Origin of the sequence: Chryseobacterium cucumeris, from assembly GCF_001593385.1 — a bacterium.
GTDB lineage: Bacteria > Bacteroidota > Bacteroidia > Flavobacteriales > Weeksellaceae > Chryseobacterium > Chryseobacterium cucumeris.
The window spans coordinates 199181-216737 of record NZ_LUVZ01000034.1 but is presented as its reverse complement, the minus strand read 5'-3'; the positions used below and the strand labels follow the sequence as shown (position 1 = coordinate 216737).

The 17557-nt window shown below is 36.4% G+C and carries 13 protein-coding genes; 7 read left to right on the top strand and 6 right to left on the bottom strand.

The window, feature by feature from the left end; genetic code table 11:
• Window positions 1–119: 119 nt before the first annotated feature.
• From A1704_RS16145 to A1704_RS16120, 6 genes are all read right to left on the bottom strand, one after another.
• Window positions 120–1976 (bottom strand): M61 family metallopeptidase, encoded by a 1857-nt coding sequence (locus tag A1704_RS16145; RefSeq protein WP_062675115.1) that lies wholly within the window; start codon window positions 1974–1976, stop codon window positions 120–122.
• A 134-nt stretch (window positions 1977–2110) separates the two neighbouring features.
• Window positions 2111–3742 (bottom strand): M1 family metallopeptidase, encoded by a 1632-nt coding sequence (locus A1704_RS16140; protein WP_062675114.1) that lies wholly within the window; start codon window positions 3740–3742, stop codon window positions 2111–2113.
• Window positions 3743–3875: 133 nt separating this feature from the next.
• Window positions 3876–6836 carry a reprolysin-like metallopeptidase gene (locus tag A1704_RS16135; RefSeq protein WP_062675113.1) on the bottom strand — a complete coding sequence of 987 codons (2961 nt, stop codon included), beginning with the start codon at window positions 6834–6836 and terminating at the stop codon, window positions 3876–3878.
• A gap of 226 nt (window positions 6837–7062) precedes the next feature.
• Window positions 7063–7890, bottom strand: a complete 828-nt coding sequence (gene tatC, locus A1704_RS16130; protein ID WP_174525201.1) for a twin-arginine translocase subunit TatC — start codon at window positions 7888–7890, stop codon at window positions 7063–7065.
• Between the two features lie 66 nt (window positions 7891–7956).
• Window positions 7957–8484, bottom strand: coding sequence for a hypothetical protein (locus tag A1704_RS16125; RefSeq protein ID WP_062675111.1), 528 nt, complete (start codon window positions 8482–8484; stop codon window positions 7957–7959).
• 69 nt (window positions 8485–8553) lie between these two features.
• The gene (locus tag A1704_RS16120; protein ID WP_062675110.1) at window positions 8554–9513 is read right to left on the bottom strand and encodes a KpsF/GutQ family sugar-phosphate isomerase; all 960 of its coding nucleotides are present in this window, start codon (window positions 9511–9513) and stop codon (window positions 8554–8556) included.
• A 158-nt stretch (window positions 9514–9671) separates the two neighbouring features.
• Here A1704_RS16120 and recQ point away from each other — a divergent pair, with 158 nt between their 5' ends.
• The 7 genes from recQ to A1704_RS16085 all read left to right on the top strand — a co-directional run bounded on the left by recQ (window position 9672) and on the right by A1704_RS16085 (window position 17533).
• Window positions 9672–11876: a DNA helicase RecQ gene (gene recQ / locus A1704_RS16115; RefSeq protein WP_062675109.1), complete on the top strand. Its 2205-nt coding sequence runs from the start codon at window positions 9672–9674 to the stop codon at window positions 11874–11876.
• Window positions 11877–12072: 196 nt separating this feature from the next.
• Entirely contained in the window at window positions 12073–13158 is a 1086-nt protein-coding gene (locus A1704_RS16110; RefSeq protein ID WP_062675108.1) for a glycosyltransferase, read from the top strand.
• Between the two features lie 76 nt (window positions 13159–13234).
• On the top strand, window positions 13235–13579 hold the full coding sequence (locus A1704_RS16105; RefSeq protein ID WP_062675107.1) for a hypothetical protein: 345 nt from the start codon (window positions 13235–13237) through the stop codon (window positions 13577–13579).
• Window positions 13580–13609: 30 nt separating this feature from the next.
• Window positions 13610–13996, top strand: coding sequence for a cupin domain-containing protein (locus A1704_RS16100; RefSeq protein WP_062675106.1), 387 nt, complete (start codon window positions 13610–13612; stop codon window positions 13994–13996).
• Between the two features lie 130 nt (window positions 13997–14126).
• Window positions 14127–15530: a dihydrolipoyl dehydrogenase gene (gene lpdA, locus A1704_RS16095; protein WP_047429636.1), complete on the top strand. Its 1404-nt coding sequence runs from the start codon at window positions 14127–14129 to the stop codon at window positions 15528–15530.
• 120 nt (window positions 15531–15650) lie between these two features.
• Window positions 15651–16514: a DUF4476 domain-containing protein gene (locus tag A1704_RS16090; RefSeq protein ID WP_062675105.1), complete on the top strand. Its 864-nt coding sequence runs from the start codon at window positions 15651–15653 to the stop codon at window positions 16512–16514.
• A gap of 194 nt (window positions 16515–16708) precedes the next feature.
• Window positions 16709–17533 (top strand): CvfB family protein, encoded by an 825-nt coding sequence (locus tag A1704_RS16085; RefSeq protein ID WP_062675104.1) that lies wholly within the window; start codon window positions 16709–16711, stop codon window positions 17531–17533.
• The last annotated feature ends 24 nt before the right edge of the window (window positions 17534–17557 follow it).

Below are 17557 nucleotides of genomic sequence, written 5' to 3'. Positions count from 1 at the left end.
CAAATTACTTTTACAAACAATAAACCTAACAGGTTTTCAAAACCTGTTAGGTTTGTATCAAATAATAAAGATCAGCCTAAGAAAAATAAAAAGCGGGGAAAATTTCCCCGCTTTTCTCTTTATTTTTTACCAGTAAGCCACTGGGTCTGTAGTTTCAGTTCTTCCGGAGTCGGATTCGCCTTGAATGAAGGGGTTTCCATGGTCATTTTATCCAGAATCGCTTTTCCTTTCAATGTCATTTTCTCTTTCTTACCGGCATTATCTCTTAAAATAGTTACCGTAACTTCCTGTCCGTCTTTAATGGTTCTTGTATAACCAATAAAATCCTGTACTTTTTTGATGTCTACCGTTCTTCCATCTAAAGCAAGTACCTGGTCAGTGATTTTAAATCCGATACTTTTTGCAAATGGAGATAGTGCAGAATGGTCGTCAAAAGCAAAAGCATTCGTCTTTTCATCAAAACCTGTCTGGTTCGGGTCTTTGATAAACCAGAAAAGAGGCTGGCTTTCCTGCTTTTTAATATCCACACCTACCATGCTCAGATACTGGGCATAAGGTGTTGGCTGGTTTCCTGCAATATATTTGTTATAGAAATCTTTTACCTGAGGATATCCGGTTACCGTTACCAGTTCGTCAATCAGTTTGTCATCTTTGAAGGGTTTGTTTTCACCAAATCTTTGAGACAGTTTTCTGATCATATCACGGTATCCCATTTCCCCGTTGGACAATTTTCTAAGCTCGATGTCTAAGCACATTGCTAAAAGAGCTCCTTTCTCATATACGTTTCTGTACTGATCTTTGTAAGGCTCTACCAATACATTTTTACTCATTACTGTAAATGGCATCGTATCATCATAGCTCTTGGAGTTGGCAATTTTTTCACCAATTCTTTCAAGGAACTGATCTTTGTTGATCAATCCTTCCTGAATCTGGAATAAGTTGGCAAAATATTCCGTTCCGCCTTCGTACATCCATAAGTGCTGAGACATTTTCGGATCTGCATAGTCGAAATAGTGAATCTCTTCTGAATGGGTCTTCAAAGGGTTTACAGTATGGAAAAATTCATGGGAAACCACATCAGTGATGGTATTGTCAATAGCATCTTTCGGCATTGCTTCCGGAAGAACCACACTTGTAGATTCGTGGTGTTCCAATGCTCCGAAACCTTTTACTTTAGGCCCGTCACCACCAGAAAGATAAAGCATGATGGCATACTTTTTATTGGTGTTCATATCCCCAAGGAATTTCTTTTGGGCAACAACCATTTTTTCAAGATTGTCTTTGAAATCTGCTGCTTTATATTTTCCTGTTGGAGAATATACACCCAGTACAAGATCCATTCCTCCTGCATTGAAGGTAATATAGTCCGGTTTGGTGTACATTAACGGAGAATCTGTCACCTTAGCATAGTTAGCCAGAGTAAACGTATCTGTACTCTCGGATTTATCCTGATCCACCAACGCTGTGGTTCCGTAAAAATCAGTTGGTTTCTGAACCACCAGCTGATAAGGAACATCCTGCATATTCTCAATATATCCAATGAATCCATGAGTATTGATCATGTATACTTTTCCTTCTTCAATATCAGTTCCTGAAGGAGAAAATACGGCTTTATGCTTTGATGTATCCAATTCATCATCAAAACTGTCATTCACAAGATATGAGATTTTGGAAAGTGCCTGAGCATTTTTCAAGGAGTAAGTATTGTCATTTACTTTAGTATAAGTAAGTTCCTTTCCTTTATTATCGTAAAATTTGATTCCTTCGATGAATCTTCCATAGTCGTCTACAGAATAAGTCCCTGGAACCGTTTTGGGGAAATGAAATTTAATATCTCCGGATTTCATTTTCGGAAATTCCATGGTAACGGCTACTTTATCATCTTTTACATTAACAAGGTCAATGGTGGTTTTTATAGACTGAGCATTTGCTAAAAAAGCAGCAAAAATACCAAGGCTAAGTACTGTTTTTCTCATTAGGTTTAAATTAATAGTTAAATAGTTGCTTTTTTTCTGAATTTGTTACGAAGAAAGTATTAAACTTTTCTTAAAATTTCAAGGTTAAAAAAGCGAAAAGGCAAATCTGCTGATGTGCGGATTTGCCTTTTTCTTTATTTGGTTTCCTTATAATTGATATAATAGTTCGGGTTTAGCTCAACCGGAGTGCTCTTTTTAAGCTTTACAGTCTGCCATTCTTCCGTTGGAGTTATGGTCTGATCACCATTGATGATGATTGGTAATTTCAGGTTTTTTACCACATCGATATACCGGAACTTTAAAGTATCACCATCCTGGGCATACTCAAGGGTTGGAATTTTTATTGTTCTCAGGTACTGATCAAACACTGTTGAAAAATCGATTCCTGATTTTGAGGAAATATAATTTTCTACCTGTTGCGTGGTAACCGTCTGATGATAAAAATCTTTATTCAAACCTCTTAAAATCTGTCTGAACTTTTCATCATTATTGATCACCTGTCTTATCGTGTGAAGCATATTGGCTCCTTTCGGGTACATATCTCCGCTGCCTTCATTTCTTACCCCGTACTGGCCAATAACAGGAATGTCATTGTCTATCAATTTCCTGATCCCCTGAACATAGATGTCAGCAGATTTTTTGTCCATATATTTTTCGGTGAAAAGAGTCTCGGAATAGTTGGTGAAACTTTCATGGATCCACATATCAGCCTGGTCTTTTGCGGTAATATTATTGGCGAACCATTCGTGCCCGCTTTCATGAATAATAATGAAGTCCCAGTTTAACCCAACTCCTGTCCCAGAAAGGTCTCTTCCAAGATAGCCGTTCTGATATTTGTTTCCATAGGCTACATTACTCTGATGTTCCATGCCAAGGTGAGGAGACTCTACAAGCTTGTATGAATCTTCATAGAATGGATACGGACCAAACCAGTATTCAAATGCGGAGAGCATAGGTTTTACTTGCTCAAACTGTTTCTTTGCCTTGTCCAGATTATAGTCAATTACCCAATAATCCAGATCCAGTTTTCCTTTTTCACCCTCAAATGTATCTTTGAAGTTTACATATTTTCCTATGCTTGGGATAATGGAGTAGGCGTTGATAGGATTTTTAACCTCCCAGGTATAAGTAGTTTTATTTCCGGTTGTTTTTTTATCAGTTAGTCTGCCATTACCTACACCTACCAGATCGTTAGGCGTTACAATTTTCATAATGATCCCGTTATCAGGTTCATCACTCCAGATATCTTTGGTAGGAAGCCATATGGAAGCTCCTATTCCTTCGTCAGCAGCAGTCATCCATGGATTCCCTTTTTCATCTTTCGTGAAAACCCATCCGCCATCCCATGGTGCTTTTTTTGCTATGGTAGGCTTTCCGGAATAGGTAACGTTAATGGTATATTTTTCGCCTTTTTTGAATTTTTTATTCGCTGTAATGAAGATAAAGTCTCCATCTTGTTTATAATTGGCAATAGGAAAATTCCCTTCCACCTTATCCGCTTTCATCGGCTGTTGAAGGTCAATCTGGAAAACAGGATTGGTAACATCTTTTATGATCTCAAAACTGATTTTATTATTTCCTTTAATGCTTTTCTGTTCAAAATCAGGTTCTACAGAAAGATCATATTTTTTGACATCCCAAAAATTTCTGAATTCAGTATTAGAACCTTTTAAAGTATCCTGTTTAGTGAAAACCTTATCCTTTTCAAAGAACTGTCCGAAAACCAGTCCTGATGCAAATAAGAGTGTATATGACAATTTTTTCATTTAAACTTATATTAAATCTTTTCAAAAGTATAAAATTAAATTAATAGCACATGCCGGAAATCAAATTAAATACAGATTTTAAGAAGGTATAAAAAAAGCCCGGTCATTGCCGGGCTGTAAAACTGATTAGGTTTTATTTTTTGATGAATTTCAGATTTGAAGTCGTTCCTTTATCTTCAATTGAAATAATATAAGCTCCTGTACTTAGGTTTGATACAGAGATTTTATTATCATTAATCTGGCCATTCATTACTTTTTGACCAGCCATATTTGTAATGATAAATTGAGCTTTAGATGAAATCTGAGTTACGTTCAATACATCACTTGCCGGGTTAGGGTAGATCTGGATTGAACTCTTATCTTTCACTGTCTCACTGGTAGAAAGCTGTTGCTGAATCAATACCGGATAATCCTCAACTTCACCATACTGCTGGTTGCTACATCCGCTACTTGGTTGACTTTCATACCCTAATACAACTCTCATAATTACGTTTCCTCCGGTATAAGCGTCTGCCGGTACAGAGAATGTTCCGGAAACAGGTGATACGATACTAGGTGCGCTGGTATAGATGACTTCAGAAGAAGAGAATACTCCGTCTTTGTTAAAATCTATCCATGCTGTTACTCCGTCGTTATACTGAGAACCTGTCCATCCTTTGGTGATACTTACATTATTTCCTGTAGATCCGGACATCAGCGTAATCAGTTTTGAAGGATCTGTAGTATAGTCTGTATAAGGTGTATTGCTGCTGCTGTTTGAAACAGGGCTCATACCCGCACCGGTTACTGTAACATTGGAAATATACTCGTCAGCAGCATTTGTTCCTGTGATTGAACACTTAGCAAATGGAGAGGTTGTAAAATTCGTTGATGCTGAATAAGAACCAACAGAAGCACTACAAACATTAGCTACCTGTACTTCATATTGAGTAGCTTCAGTAAGTCCTGAAATGTTATAGGAGTTTGTTGAAACAGGTACTGTAGTCCATGTTGCTGTTCCTACTTTTCTATACATTACAGAGTATGTTGCTCCTACTAACGCTGTCCAGTTTACAGATGCTGAAGTTCTTGTAATACCGGTTACAGTAATTCCTGTTGGAGCAGATGTTGTACAAGCACTCGCAGATGCGGATACAGTAGCATTTCCAATAGCGTAGAATACATTATCAATGGCGCTTACTCTTATTTTTACACTGGCACCTGTTGCCAAAGAGGAGAACGAGAACGGCTCAGATCCGTCATTCGCTGTAGATGGACTGATAACGGTCCATGTAGTTCCATTGTCTGTAGTATAATCTATTTTAACGTTTTGTACATTATAAGGAGCGTTATTGGTGTTTACCACATCCCATGTAACCGCTCCAGGTGTATTATTGTAAACCGTAGTTGATGTTACTTTGAAAGGACCTTCATTTCCTATATCTACTTTCATCAGACTGCTTTGTGTCTGTTGTTGTGCAGCATCCGGATTATTATCTCTCACGGTTACTTTGAAATTCATTGTTCTTGGTATGTTGGATACTGTCTCCCAATCAGAAGCACTGGTAAGAGTACCATTAAGAACATTGGTGAATTTAGGAAAATAACGGGTAGGCGAGGTTGTAGGCATTAAAGATCTGAAATTCGCCCCATTATTTCTGGTTGCACTTACGGGTCCAAAAGCAGATGTAGCCAGATCATATTGTTCCCAGGTATAAGTCATTGGATCATTTTGTGTATCCGTTGCAGAAGCTGTTAACACAAAGGCTGTTCCTTTAGGGATCATTTTATTAGCCATTGGCTGAATAGAAGGAGGTGTATTGGCTACATTCGTAATAATTCCACAGTCCTGAGCATTGACATATGCACCTACTTCTTCAATATTTTTAGTATGAAAATAAGCATCAGAATGCATCTGGACATTGTAGTTTGTAATACCGGCATATCCCATAATGGAAGATCCGGATCCCGGTTCCATATGGGCACCATGTAAAGCAATAGACATAGTGTGTGCTGCACCGAACTGGTGGCCGATCTCATGCGCTACAAAATCGATGTCATAATTATCTCCAAAAGGCTGATCCGGAGTAGAAGGAGAAGTAATTCCTGCCCCTTTAGAAGTTGCATCATTATTATTTGCAGGGTTTCTGCAGACATTTCCTACATCTCCGGCGCTTCCACCACCACCTCTGTGGCCAAAGAAATGTCCTATATCATAGGCGGCATTACCTACACCGGCAGTATTGGTAAGCGTTTGCTGAAGCTGCAGGTTCCATGCTCCAGGAGCGCTATAAGTTCCGTTTGAATTGGTGATTACATTGGAATAAGGGTCCGTAGCCGGATCTGCAAATATAAGTTGTGGAAGATCCTGTACAATCATATGGATTCCAAAATCTTTTTCAAAAACACCATTTACACGGTTCATTGTAGCGTTAATGCGGGCTGCTGCTGCAGGAACACTTCCGGCAAGTTGCGTATATTCACCGTTTACAGAGATTGCAATTCTGTAGGTTCTGTATTTTTGTTCATTACTTTTGTTAGCGCTTCCTAAACCCTTTAAAACATTTTTTGTTTTAAGCAGTTTATTCATTTCTTTCTTTGCCTTTTCAGGCTCAGAAGTTCTACATTCAAAAGGATCTTCATGAGATTTGTTGGATTTGAAAAAGACTCCATATACATCCTTTTCTTTATTGATCGGTTCTATGAATTCGTATTTTCCTGTATCAGTATCGAATGTCATAGACTGAAAATCGTTTGGTGCTGTACTGAACCGGATTTGCTTATGCGGATTATCCAGCCCGATACCTGAGTATGCTCCCAATTCATATCTGTCCGCCATAGATTTTTCTACTACCGGCGAACTGTAAACTGAAAATCTTTCAATTCTTCCATCTGCTGTAGGGAGAGAAACGATTACAGCGCTTCCTCCTTTTCCTGCTTCAGGAGCATTCTTTAGTTGATTTCTTAATGCAGAAAGATCAAATTTGTAGGCATATTCTACTTTTACTTCTTTTCTTACGGGCGTAACTTTTTCCAAGACTGGTTCCCAGCGTTGTGCCTGTAAACCACTTAGACTTAAAGCCAATGCACAGACGAAAATAATTCTCTTTTTCATATTTTTTTATTGTTGTTATTGAAGTTTTAAATATAGTGTATTTTTTTTAATCTTTAGTTAGTGATAGATTGTTAATTACTCCCAACTTTATAATTTTAGTTGAATTTTATCGTTATTTTTAATTATATTAAGAATAAATATAATTAAGGTTGATTTTTTTAAATAAAAAAAGTGCTACCATTCAAATTGAATAGTAGCACTTAAGCTTTCTTAGTAAAAAATACTTTTATTTCTGTACTGCAGGAAGATTTGCGTTGCTCTTCTGTACTTTTTTATAAGTGAACGTACACATCATAATACTGAATTCATATAAAATAAGCAGCGGGAATGCGGCCATCAACATACTCAGAACATCTGCCGGGGTAATAATTGCAGCCACTACCATAATCAGAACAATAGCATGACGACGGTAGGTTTTCATAAATGTAGGCGTCAGAATTCCGATGCTCGTAAGGAAGTAGATCAAAATCGGGAAAAGGAAAATAACGCCCATACCCAAAACCACCTGTAAAAATAAAGTGGTATAATCACTTAAATCATAAAGCGGAACGATAATGTCTGAGATTTTAAAAATAACCCCGAAATTAACGGCGAACGGAAGTATAAGGAAATAACCGCATAATACTCCGGTCATGAAAAGAATCCATACCGCATTAATAATATAAATAGAGTTTTTTCTTTCTCTTGGATGTAAAGCTGGGCCAATAAAACGCCACAGTTCCCAAACAATATAAGGAAATGCAGCCACCATTCCTCCAAAAATTGAAACAGCCATCATTACATTGAACTGCTGATACAACCTCTGTACACGAACAGGGAAGTCCTTTGGAAGATGAATACTGTCTTCCCCCAAAATCATTCTTGAAAAATGATTAACCACTCTGAAAGTCGGGAAATCATTTCTGGTAGGCCCAAAAAAGATATGGTCCATAATCCAGTTGATATTAAAACCAACCACAAAAGCCGCAATTATGATAGCAATAATCGAACGGATCAGATGCCCTCTTAATTCTCCTATATGTCCAAGGAAGGACATGTCTTTACCATCACTCACAGAATAAAATTTTAAAGCGCAAATTTATAAAATATTTAATTAAATGACCGATGTTGGTTTTTAAAATTATCGAGGTACATATAAAGCAAAATTAAAATCCCTTTCTTTAATATTCATTTCTGTTAAAAGGTCTTCTGCGGCTAAGTTGATTTTTTTCCACCTTTCATCATGGCTAAGATCTATTGATTCGAAAACCCATTCTTCTTCTGTGACTTCATCCGACACCTTTTTAAAATCTGATATTTTCTGTCTCAGTGATTCGTTGATGAACTTATTCCTGAATAACGATTCTATTTCTTCGCTGTATGAGAATATACGCAAATCATCTCCGATATCTGTCAGAGACAGGCAGTCTGCAACAGAATGAAACTTTTTATCATCATAAGTACAGAAGATCAGGCATCGTATGACACGATCAAAATAGTCCTGACTTTTTTGATCATAGTACGAATTTCTATCATGAGTAGAATATTCAGGCCCATGATCAGGTTCCAACGGAAAATGATGTACCTTATTACTTTGTGAATCCTGATAGTCAAGATATTTTTTCAAAAATATTGGGAATAGAATCAGTAAGTAGACAATAATCATCATAATACCTTAAAAATATTTAATTAAAATGCTGATCCGAAGGTATAATGCCTGAAATCTATTATTTGAATTCTAGTTAATCCCTTCGTCCAGCAGTTTATGCAGGTCTATAATCCCGAAATATTTTCCGTTTTCCGTTACTACAAGTTGGCCGATATTATTTTCTTTCAGAACTTTCATGGCTTCTTTAGCCAGAGCTTCCTTTTCAATTGTTCTTGGACGGGCAGACATGATATCTTTAGCCAATACTTTACTGATATCTTCTCCTTTCATCAGCATTCTTCTTAAATCTCCGTCTGTGATAACACCAATAATCTGATCTTCATTGGTCACGACTGTAATTCCGTGGCTTGAAGCACTGATGGAAATGATGACATCTCTTATCGAAGAATCTTCTGTTACCTGAGGTTTTTGGGAAGAAAGAAACTGTTCTACTTTAGACGTAAGATTCTTTCCTAGGCTTCCTCCAGGGTGAAATTTGGCGAAATCATTAGCTTTAAAATCGTTCAGTTCCATTAAAGCAACAGCTAAAGCATCTCCCAAAGCCATTTGTATAGTTGTAGAACTTGTAGGAGCCAGTTTATTCGGGCACGCTTCGACATCCACATGAGTATCCAGAATAACTTCTGAAAACTCTGCCAGTTTACTGGATTTATTTCCCGTCATTCCGATCAAGGCAGAAGAATAATCTTTTAAATAAGGAACCAGATTGGCAATTTCAGGAGAATTTCCGGAATTGGAGATGCATAAAACAACATCCTGTTTCTGAATAACTCCAAGATCTCCATGAATAGCTTCCGAAGCATGTAAAAACTGAGAAGGTGTACCTGTAGAATTTAAGGTAGCCACAATTTTGTTACCCACATGGGCAGATTTCCCTATTCCTACTACAATGAGCTTTCCTTTTGCCGAGTGAATGATCTCTACAGCCTGGGCAAATTGGTCATCTATTCTGTTTTTTAATTTTTCAAGTTCAGAAATTTCTATTTCTAAAGTGCTTTTTGCAATTGATATAATGTTGGTTCTATCCATTTTACGATGATAAGGTATACAAAAAAGTTTATAAAAAACGTTATATTTTAAAAAGAATATTTAATATAAATTTTATTTTTTATAAATTCGTTCGCTTTTATTTTAAGCAGAATTTTTATAACTTTGGGTGAGATGCAAATTTAGCAATAGAAAATTAGATGAGCGCAAAAAAAGCCAATTTATCAGGCGAATTGAAAAAGTATTTTGGGTTTTCTACATTTAAGGGCCAGCAGGAACAGATTATAGATAACCTATTGAATGGGAAGGATATATTTGTTTTAATGCCTACAGGTGGCGGAAAATCATTATGTTACCAGCTTCCGGCTCTTATTTCGGAAGGAACAGCAATAGTAGTTTCGCCCTTAATAGCGTTGATGAAAAATCAGGTAGATGCCGTGAACGGCCTTTCATCTGATGATGGGGTAGCACACGTACTGAATTCATCATTAAACAAAACGCAGACCAAACAGGTTTTTGACGATATCAAAAGCGGCAAAACCAAACTTCTGTATGTAGCTCCTGAATCATTAATTAAAGATGATTACCTGGATTTTTTGAAAGAAGTGAAAATTTCTTTCTTTGCTATCGACGAGGCTCACTGTATTTCAGAGTGGGGACATGATTTCAGACCAGAATACAGAAATCTGAAACAGATTATTGACAAAATCGCCAATGTACCGGTGATTGCTTTAACGGCTACTGCTACTCCTAAGGTTCAGGATGATATCCAGAAAACTTTAGGAATGACCAATGCATTGGTATTTAAAGAAAGTTTTAACCGTCCTAATCTATATTATGAAGTATGTCCTAAAATCAATGTAGATAAGGAAATCGTTAAATTTATCAATCAGCATAAAGGGAAATCAGGAATTGTTTATTGTCTGAGCCGTAGAAAAGTGGAAGAATTTGCCCAGCTTCTGCAGGTAAATGGCATCAACGCTCTACCTTATCATGCCGGTCTTGACCAAAAAGTGAGAGTAGCGAATCAGGATAAATTCCTGATGGAAGAAGTAGATGTAATTGTGGCTACCATTGCCTTCGGGATGGGAATTGATAAACCGGATGTCCGTTTTGTCATTCATTACGACTTCCCGAAATCATTGGAAAGCTATTATCAGGAAACCGGAAGAGCGGGAAGAGATGGAGGCGAAGGTCATTGTCTGGCATTCTATGATCCGAAAGACATTGAAAAACTGGAGAAATTCCTGGCTCAAAAACCCGTTTCAGAAAGAGAGATCGGATTACAGCTTTTGAATGAAGTGGTAGGTTATGCGGAAACTTCCATGAGCAGAAGACAATATATCCTATACTATTTTGGAGAAAGTTTCGATCCGGTAAACGGAGACGGAGCCAAGATGTGTGACAATTCATCCAATCCACCAAAATTAAAGGATGCTACAGCAGATTTAAAAAAGGCGCTGAAGCTGATCAGTGATACAGGAGAAAAATTCAAATCTAAAGACCTGATTTCCGTTATCGTAGGAAAAGAAAATGCGGTAACAAAATCTTATAAGCTGGAACAAAGTTCTCATTTTGGTTTTGGGAAAGACGAAAAAGATAATTACTGGAAAACAATTTTGAGACAGGCCACTGTTCAGAATTTTTTACAGAAAGATATTGAAACCTACGGGGTTTTAAAAATTACAGAGAAAGGAAAAAGTGTACTGAATGGTAAATCTAAAGACATCTTTTTAATTGCTGAAGACCGTGAATTTGATCTTACTCAGGCAAAAGCTGAGAGCGACCAGGTACAGCAGCAGGCTGGAGGAGGGCTGGATCAGAACCTTTTCAACCTGTTGAAAGAATTAAGAAAGAAAGTAGCCAAAAAACATGGAATTCCACCATATACAGTATTTATGGATCCAAGTTTGGAGGATATGACGGTTCAGTATCCAATAAGTGTAGATGAGATCACCAAAATCTATGGTGTAGGTGAAGGAAAAGCCAAAAAATATGGTAAAGAATTCGCAGATTACATCAAAACATACGTAGAAGATAACAATATCGAACGTACTCAGGATATGGTATTAAAACAGGTGGCCAATAAATCCAGCCATAAAGTTTTCATCATCCAGAGCACTGATAAAAAGATTGACCTTGAAGATATAGCAAGAGCTAAAAACCTTTCTATGGATGAACTTCTTAAAGAAATGGAAAGAATTGTCTATCAGGGGACAAAACTAAATATCGATTATTATATTGAAGATAATTTTGATGAAGACATTGTAGACGGATTCATGGAATTCATGAACGAATCTGAAAGCGACAGTATGAAAGTATTGCTGGATGAATTCGGGGATGAATTATCTGATGAAGAAGTAAGAATGTTGAGAATTAAATTCATCAGTGACGTAGCAAATTAAGAAAATATTAATTAAATAAAGTAAGCTTTTCATTAGAAAGGCTTACTTTATTTTTATAGCGTATTAGCTGTATAATAGATAGTAAATAAAATCAGATTTTAAAGCTAAGTTAATTTCTGTTAATTGCTATCAAAACAGTAATCTTCATCCTTCCGATATTTGACTTTTAACCAAACTTTTTAGTAACTTTGATAAGATGAAAAAAATATCTGTCATATTTATTCTGCCGGACTTAGAAACCGGGGGCGCAGAAAGGATTGTTACCACAATAGCGAATCATCTTTCCAGAGATCGGTTTGAGCCTAAGATTTTGCTGTTACGTAAACAAGGCGGATATTTGAATTTTCTGAAAAAAGATGTTGAAATTATTGATATTAATACTGAAAGAATAAGACATTCTTTAAAACCCATTTTAGGAGAAATCTATAGAAGGAAACCAGATATTGTATTCTCCGGTTTTGGTGAAGTAAATGCTTATTTGTCCCTGTTCATAAAACTTTTTCCAAGAACAAAATTCATTGCAAGGGAAACTAATGTGGTGACTCAGCATGTAACCCGCAAAGAGATTAAGTTTTTCTATAATTTTTACAATAACTATCAGAGAATCATTGCTCAAAGTGATGATATGATGAAAGATCTTGTGGATAATTTTAATATTAAAAAGAAAAAAATTATCAAAATCAATAATCCTGTAGACTTTGATTTTATTGAAGATAAAATGGCTGTTTCTTTAAAACCTGAATGTTTCAAATACAATTATAAAAATGTAGTGGCCATTGGAAATCTGTCTTCCAGAAAAGGGTTTGATAACTTGCTGAAAGTTTTTTCAAGGCTGAAGAATGAAAACATTATGCTTCATATTTTAGGAGATGGAAAAGACAAAGATCTTCTGCTTCAGACAAAAGAGCTTTTAGGATTGAAAAAAGTGATTTTCCACGGCAGACAGGAAAATCCCTACCAATATCTGAAATATGCAGATTTATTTGTGCTTTCTTCACGATACGAAGGTTTTCCCAACGTTCTTCTGGAAGCAGGAGCGTGCGGAACTTATTCTTTAGCCAATAACTGTCCAGGCGGAATCAATGAAATCATCCAGCATAATGTAAATGGTGAAGTTGCCAATATTGAAAACTATGATGGCTTTGCCCAGCAGATTGTAAAGGTACTGCAGAGCAATTATAACAGAGATGCCATAAAAAACTCTATTAAATCAAGGTTCTCGAAGAATATTATTCTGGATAAATATGAAAAGGTTTTGTTGGATCTGATCAAACCTTCATAGCCCTATTTGCTTTATAGGCTGTTAATTTCTTACTTTTGGAGTTATAAATTTTATCTGAAAACCAATTTTTTCATTCATGAATAAAATCCAAAAATTAGGATGCGCCTGCGAGAAACCGAACTCCAGCTATACAGAATATAGAAGCTCAGCATTAGGAATTGATCATACCAACGGAAGATATGGAGAAGTAACGATTCAACAGTGCAAGTTGTGCCAAAGAATATGGATTCATTATTTTGTGGAATATGAGCATTATCCTAAATCAGGGAGATGGTACAAAGGAATTGTTTCGAAAAAAGACCGTCCTCAGATCACTCCTGAAAATGCAGTAGAATTTCTGGAAGGCCTTGAATGGTATGTGTATGGTGGTTCATTTTTTGAAAGTACAGGCGAATTCGGACAGGGAAAATTGAATCTGTAATATTTGTATTGATTTAATAATATCAAATCCATGAAACCATTTATCATTGTTATTTTGATGCTGAATACTGTTGTAATGACGGCTCAGCAGAAGGCCATTTCCAGAAAAGAATTGTTAAAAACAGCTCTTGATCAGAAAATGAAATCTACCGAAATTCAGGAAATAACAATGGCCGCCGGACAAGGAGCTCCTGAACATCTGCATCCCTGTCCCGTTTTGGGAATCATCAATTCCGGTGAAGCTGTTTTTCAGATCCAAGGAAAAGAAAAAGTGGTACTTCATGAGGGAGATGCTTTTTACGAACCTAAAAATGTGAAAATCCTTCATTTTGACAATGCGTCATCTGACAAACCTCTTGTGTTTACCGCAATTTATCTCAAAAAAGGGAATGAAGAAAATATAAAGTTCATAAAATAATACTTTTCATCAAACTAAAGCATATAATTATCATTTTTAAAATTGATAAAACTCACTTTGGTGCTTGGTAATTTATATGTAAATTTGTGAGAATTAAGATAGATAATAATAAACAAATTCATACAATAACATGAGTCAATTCGATGTTACCGTAATAGGTTCTGGTCCCGGTGGTTATGTTGCTGCTATCCGTGCAGCACAATTAGGTTTCAAAACAGCAATTATTGAAAAATATTCAACTTTAGGCGGAACTTGTCTTAACGTTGGATGTATTCCGTCAAAAGCGCTTCTTGACAGCTCTGAGCATTTCGAAAATGCAAAACACAATTTTGCAGGTCACGGAATCATCATTAACGAGCCTCAAGCAGATATCGCGAGAATGATCGAGCGTAAAAACGAAGTGATCAAGCAGAATACAGACGGAATCAGCTATCTGATGAACAAAAATCAGATTACTGTTTTTGAAGGAGTAGGAAGCTTCGAATCTGCTACTCAGATTAAAGTGACAAAAAACGACGGTTCTTCTGAAACGATCGAATCTAAATATACCATTATTGCAACAGGTTCTAAACCATCTACATTACCTTTCATCTCTTTAGACAAAGAAAGAGTGATTACTTCTACGGAAGCTTTAAACCTTAAAGAAATTCCTAAGCACTTAGTAGTAATCGGTGGTGGAGTTATCGGTCTTGAACTTGGTTCTGTATACCTTAGATTAGGAGCTCAGGTAACTGTTGTTGAATTTATGGATAAAATCATCCCTGGAATGGATGGAGCTTTAAGCAAAGAATTGACTAAAGTTCTTAAGAAACAAGGAATGAAATTTATGCTTTCTACTGCGGTTTCTGCAGTTGAAAGAAACGGAGATACTGTAAAGATCACGGCTAAAGATAAAAAAGGTGAAGAAGTAGTTGTAGAAGGAGATTACTGTTTGGTTTCTGTAGGTAGAAAACCTTACACAGACGGTCTTGGTCTTGAAAAAGCAGGTGTTGAACTTGACGAAAGAGGAAGAGTAAAAGTAAACGACCACTTACAGACGAATGTTGCTAATATCTATGCAATTGGTGACGTTATCAAAGGTGCGATGCTGGCTCACAAAGCTGAAGAAGAAGGAGTTTTCGTTGCTGAAACATTGGCAGGACAAAAGCCTCACATCAACTATAACCTGATTCCTGGTGTTGTTTATACATGGCCGGAAGTTGCTGGAGTTGGTAAAACTGAAGAGCAGCTAAAAGAAGAAGGTGTTGCTTACAAAGTAGGATCTTTCCCGATGAGAGCTTTAGGTAGAAGCCGTGCAAGTGGTGATATCGACGGTCTTGTGAAGATTATTGCAGACGAAAAAACAGATGAGGTTTTAGGAATGCACATCGTAGGAGCAAGAGCTGCTGACCTTATTGCTGAAGGAGTAATTGCTATGGAATTCCGTGCAAGTGCTGAAGACATCGCAAGAAGTTCACACGCTCACCCAACCTATGCAGAAGCGATCAAAGAAGCGGCATTGGATGCTACGGCAAAAAGACCTATTCATATGTAATATCTGATTAAAAGATTTAATCATTTAAATATTTAAAATTAAAGGCTGTTTCTTATGGAAACAGCTTTTTTTGTGGTGCTTTTGGCATGAAAATGGAGATCGTATTTGAAAATTTAATGTATGAAAAAGATTTTTATCAGTTGGATGCTTTTGGCGGGAATCAGTTCATGGGCACAGGAAGCAGGAAAGGCAGGAGAATTATTAAAAAATGAGGCTTCCACTACAGAAATGAGAACCTCTAAAAGCTCGGATGAAAGAAATAAAACTTTTGATCAACCGAGATCTGGAAATAATACAACTCTGAAAAGAGGAAATGAAAATAGAATAAAAAATCCTAATTATCAATGGAACAGAAACTACGGTTATGCAGAAGTTTTTCTGAGAATTCCTGAACAGGGATTTTTTACTGTGGAAGTTGGTGATCAGATGATGGCAAACGGTTCAGGAAAGTATAGGTTCTTTGATTTATCATCAGGGAGAATGCCCATTTCAATCTATGAGAATGGCTTTCTGATCTATAGAACAACATTGATGCTTCGTAATAACAACAGAATGGTGCTGGATTTCTTTACCAACGAGGGTCTCTATCTTCTGGATTCTTATCCTGTGCAAAATCAATATGGATTTAATGACTGGAACGATATCTGGAACAATCCTTACGGAAATCACTCCGGAGACTGGTCTCTTCAGGGAAATGTGATGGATAATCATTCTTTCCGTCAGTTTTTTGATATGATGATGAACAATGAGAGTTTTGATGAAGGGAAAATTAAGATGATAAATCAGCAGATGCGTACCTCTATGTTTACTTCAGTACAAATAAGAGATCTGGTGAAAGCGCTCAGTTTTGATAATAAGAAATTGGCACTCGCTAAATCGATGTACCAGAATTGTACAGATAAAGACCGTTATTTCTTGGTTTATGATGCTTTTGATTTTGAAAGCAGCAAACGTGAGCTGATGGATTATATTTCGAACTTATAATGTTCAATAGAAACGGGCTTTAGACCATTTATTTTATACAATCAATTCATTGGCTTCAGCCAAAACATATCTTTAAAACATTACATTTTTCATAGTTTCATAACTTTTTGTAAAGCAATTAAAACAATTATAATTATATAGACTAGGATAGCATCTTCAAATTTCCGTACCTTTGTCAGCTAATTTTATCATCAATGCAACTCGGAAAAACTCAAACTTTAACAATTTCAGAAAAAATTAATTCAGGATGGATCCTCGTAGATGAATCCGGTGAAAAGGCTTTTCTACCCAAAATCTTTATTCAGGATGAAAAAGAAACAGGTGAGGATGTTGAAGTTTTTGTGTATCAGGATGACGATAAACTAAAAGCAACTACTGAGATCCCATTGGCGGAAGTAGGTGAATTTGCAGTAATGAGCTGTGTGCAAAGTCTTCCGAGCGGAGCTTTTATGGACTGGGGAATCATTAAAGATTTATTTATTCCTTACAAGCAGCAGAAAACCAAAATCATCGAAGGCAAAAGATATCTGGTTTATATTTATGTAGACGAAGATATGGAACTGATTACCGGTACCACGAAGTTCAAGAGAAATCCTCAGTATGATGAACTTCCGTTCACAAAAGGGGATAAGGTAGATCTGATTATGATGAATGAAAGTGAACTGGGCTGGAATGTGATCATCAACAAACAATACATTGGTTTGATCTATGCTTCCGATGTTTTCAAAAAATTATATCCGTTGTCAGAAGAAACAGGATTTATCAAAGCGATCCGTGAAGACGGTAAAATAGATGTTTCTTTACAGCCGGAAGGATTTGAAAATATTGACGAGTTTAAACAAAAGATTCTGAACAAACTGGAAGAAAACTACGGACTTCTGTATGTTTCTGATAAATCATCTCCCGAAGAGATTAAAGATGAACTTCAGATGAGTAAGAAAAATTTTAAAAAAGCAATCGGAGGACTTTATAAAGATAAGATCATCGATATTTCAGACGATAAGATCAAATTATTATAAAAACAAAAAACGAGCAGAATTTCT

Coding starts and splice junctions, on each gene's coding strand:
- A1704_RS16145 (WP_062675115.1), bottom strand. CDS start 1,976: ATGAGAAAAACAGTACTTAGCCTTGGTATTTTTGCTGCTTTTTTAGCA.
- A1704_RS16140 (WP_062675114.1), bottom strand. CDS start 3,742: ATGAAAAAATTGTCATATACACTCTTATTTGCATCAGGACTGGTTTTC.
- A1704_RS16135 (WP_062675113.1), bottom strand. CDS start 6,836: ATGAAAAAGAGAATTATTTTCGTCTGTGCATTGGCTTTAAGTCTAAGT.
- A1704_RS16125 (WP_062675111.1), bottom strand. CDS start 8,484: ATGATGATTATTGTCTACTTACTGATTCTATTCCCAATATTTTTGAAA.
- A1704_RS16120 (WP_062675110.1), bottom strand. CDS start 9,513: ATGGATAGAACCAACATTATATCAATTGCAAAAAGCACTTTAGAAATA.
- recQ (WP_062675109.1), top strand. CDS start 9,672: ATGAGCGCAAAAAAAGCCAATTTATCAGGCGAATTGAAAAAGTATTTT.
- A1704_RS16110 (WP_062675108.1), top strand. CDS start 12,073: ATGAAAAAAATATCTGTCATATTTATTCTGCCGGACTTAGAAACCGGG.
- A1704_RS16105 (WP_062675107.1), top strand. CDS start 13,235: ATGAATAAAATCCAAAAATTAGGATGCGCCTGCGAGAAACCGAACTCC.
- A1704_RS16100 (WP_062675106.1), top strand. CDS start 13,610: ATGAAACCATTTATCATTGTTATTTTGATGCTGAATACTGTTGTAATG.
- lpdA (WP_047429636.1), top strand. CDS start 14,127: ATGAGTCAATTCGATGTTACCGTAATAGGTTCTGGTCCCGGTGGTTAT.
- A1704_RS16090 (WP_062675105.1), top strand. CDS start 15,651: ATGAAAAAGATTTTTATCAGTTGGATGCTTTTGGCGGGAATCAGTTCA.
- A1704_RS16085 (WP_062675104.1), top strand. CDS start 16,709: ATGCAACTCGGAAAAACTCAAACTTTAACAATTTCAGAAAAAATTAAT.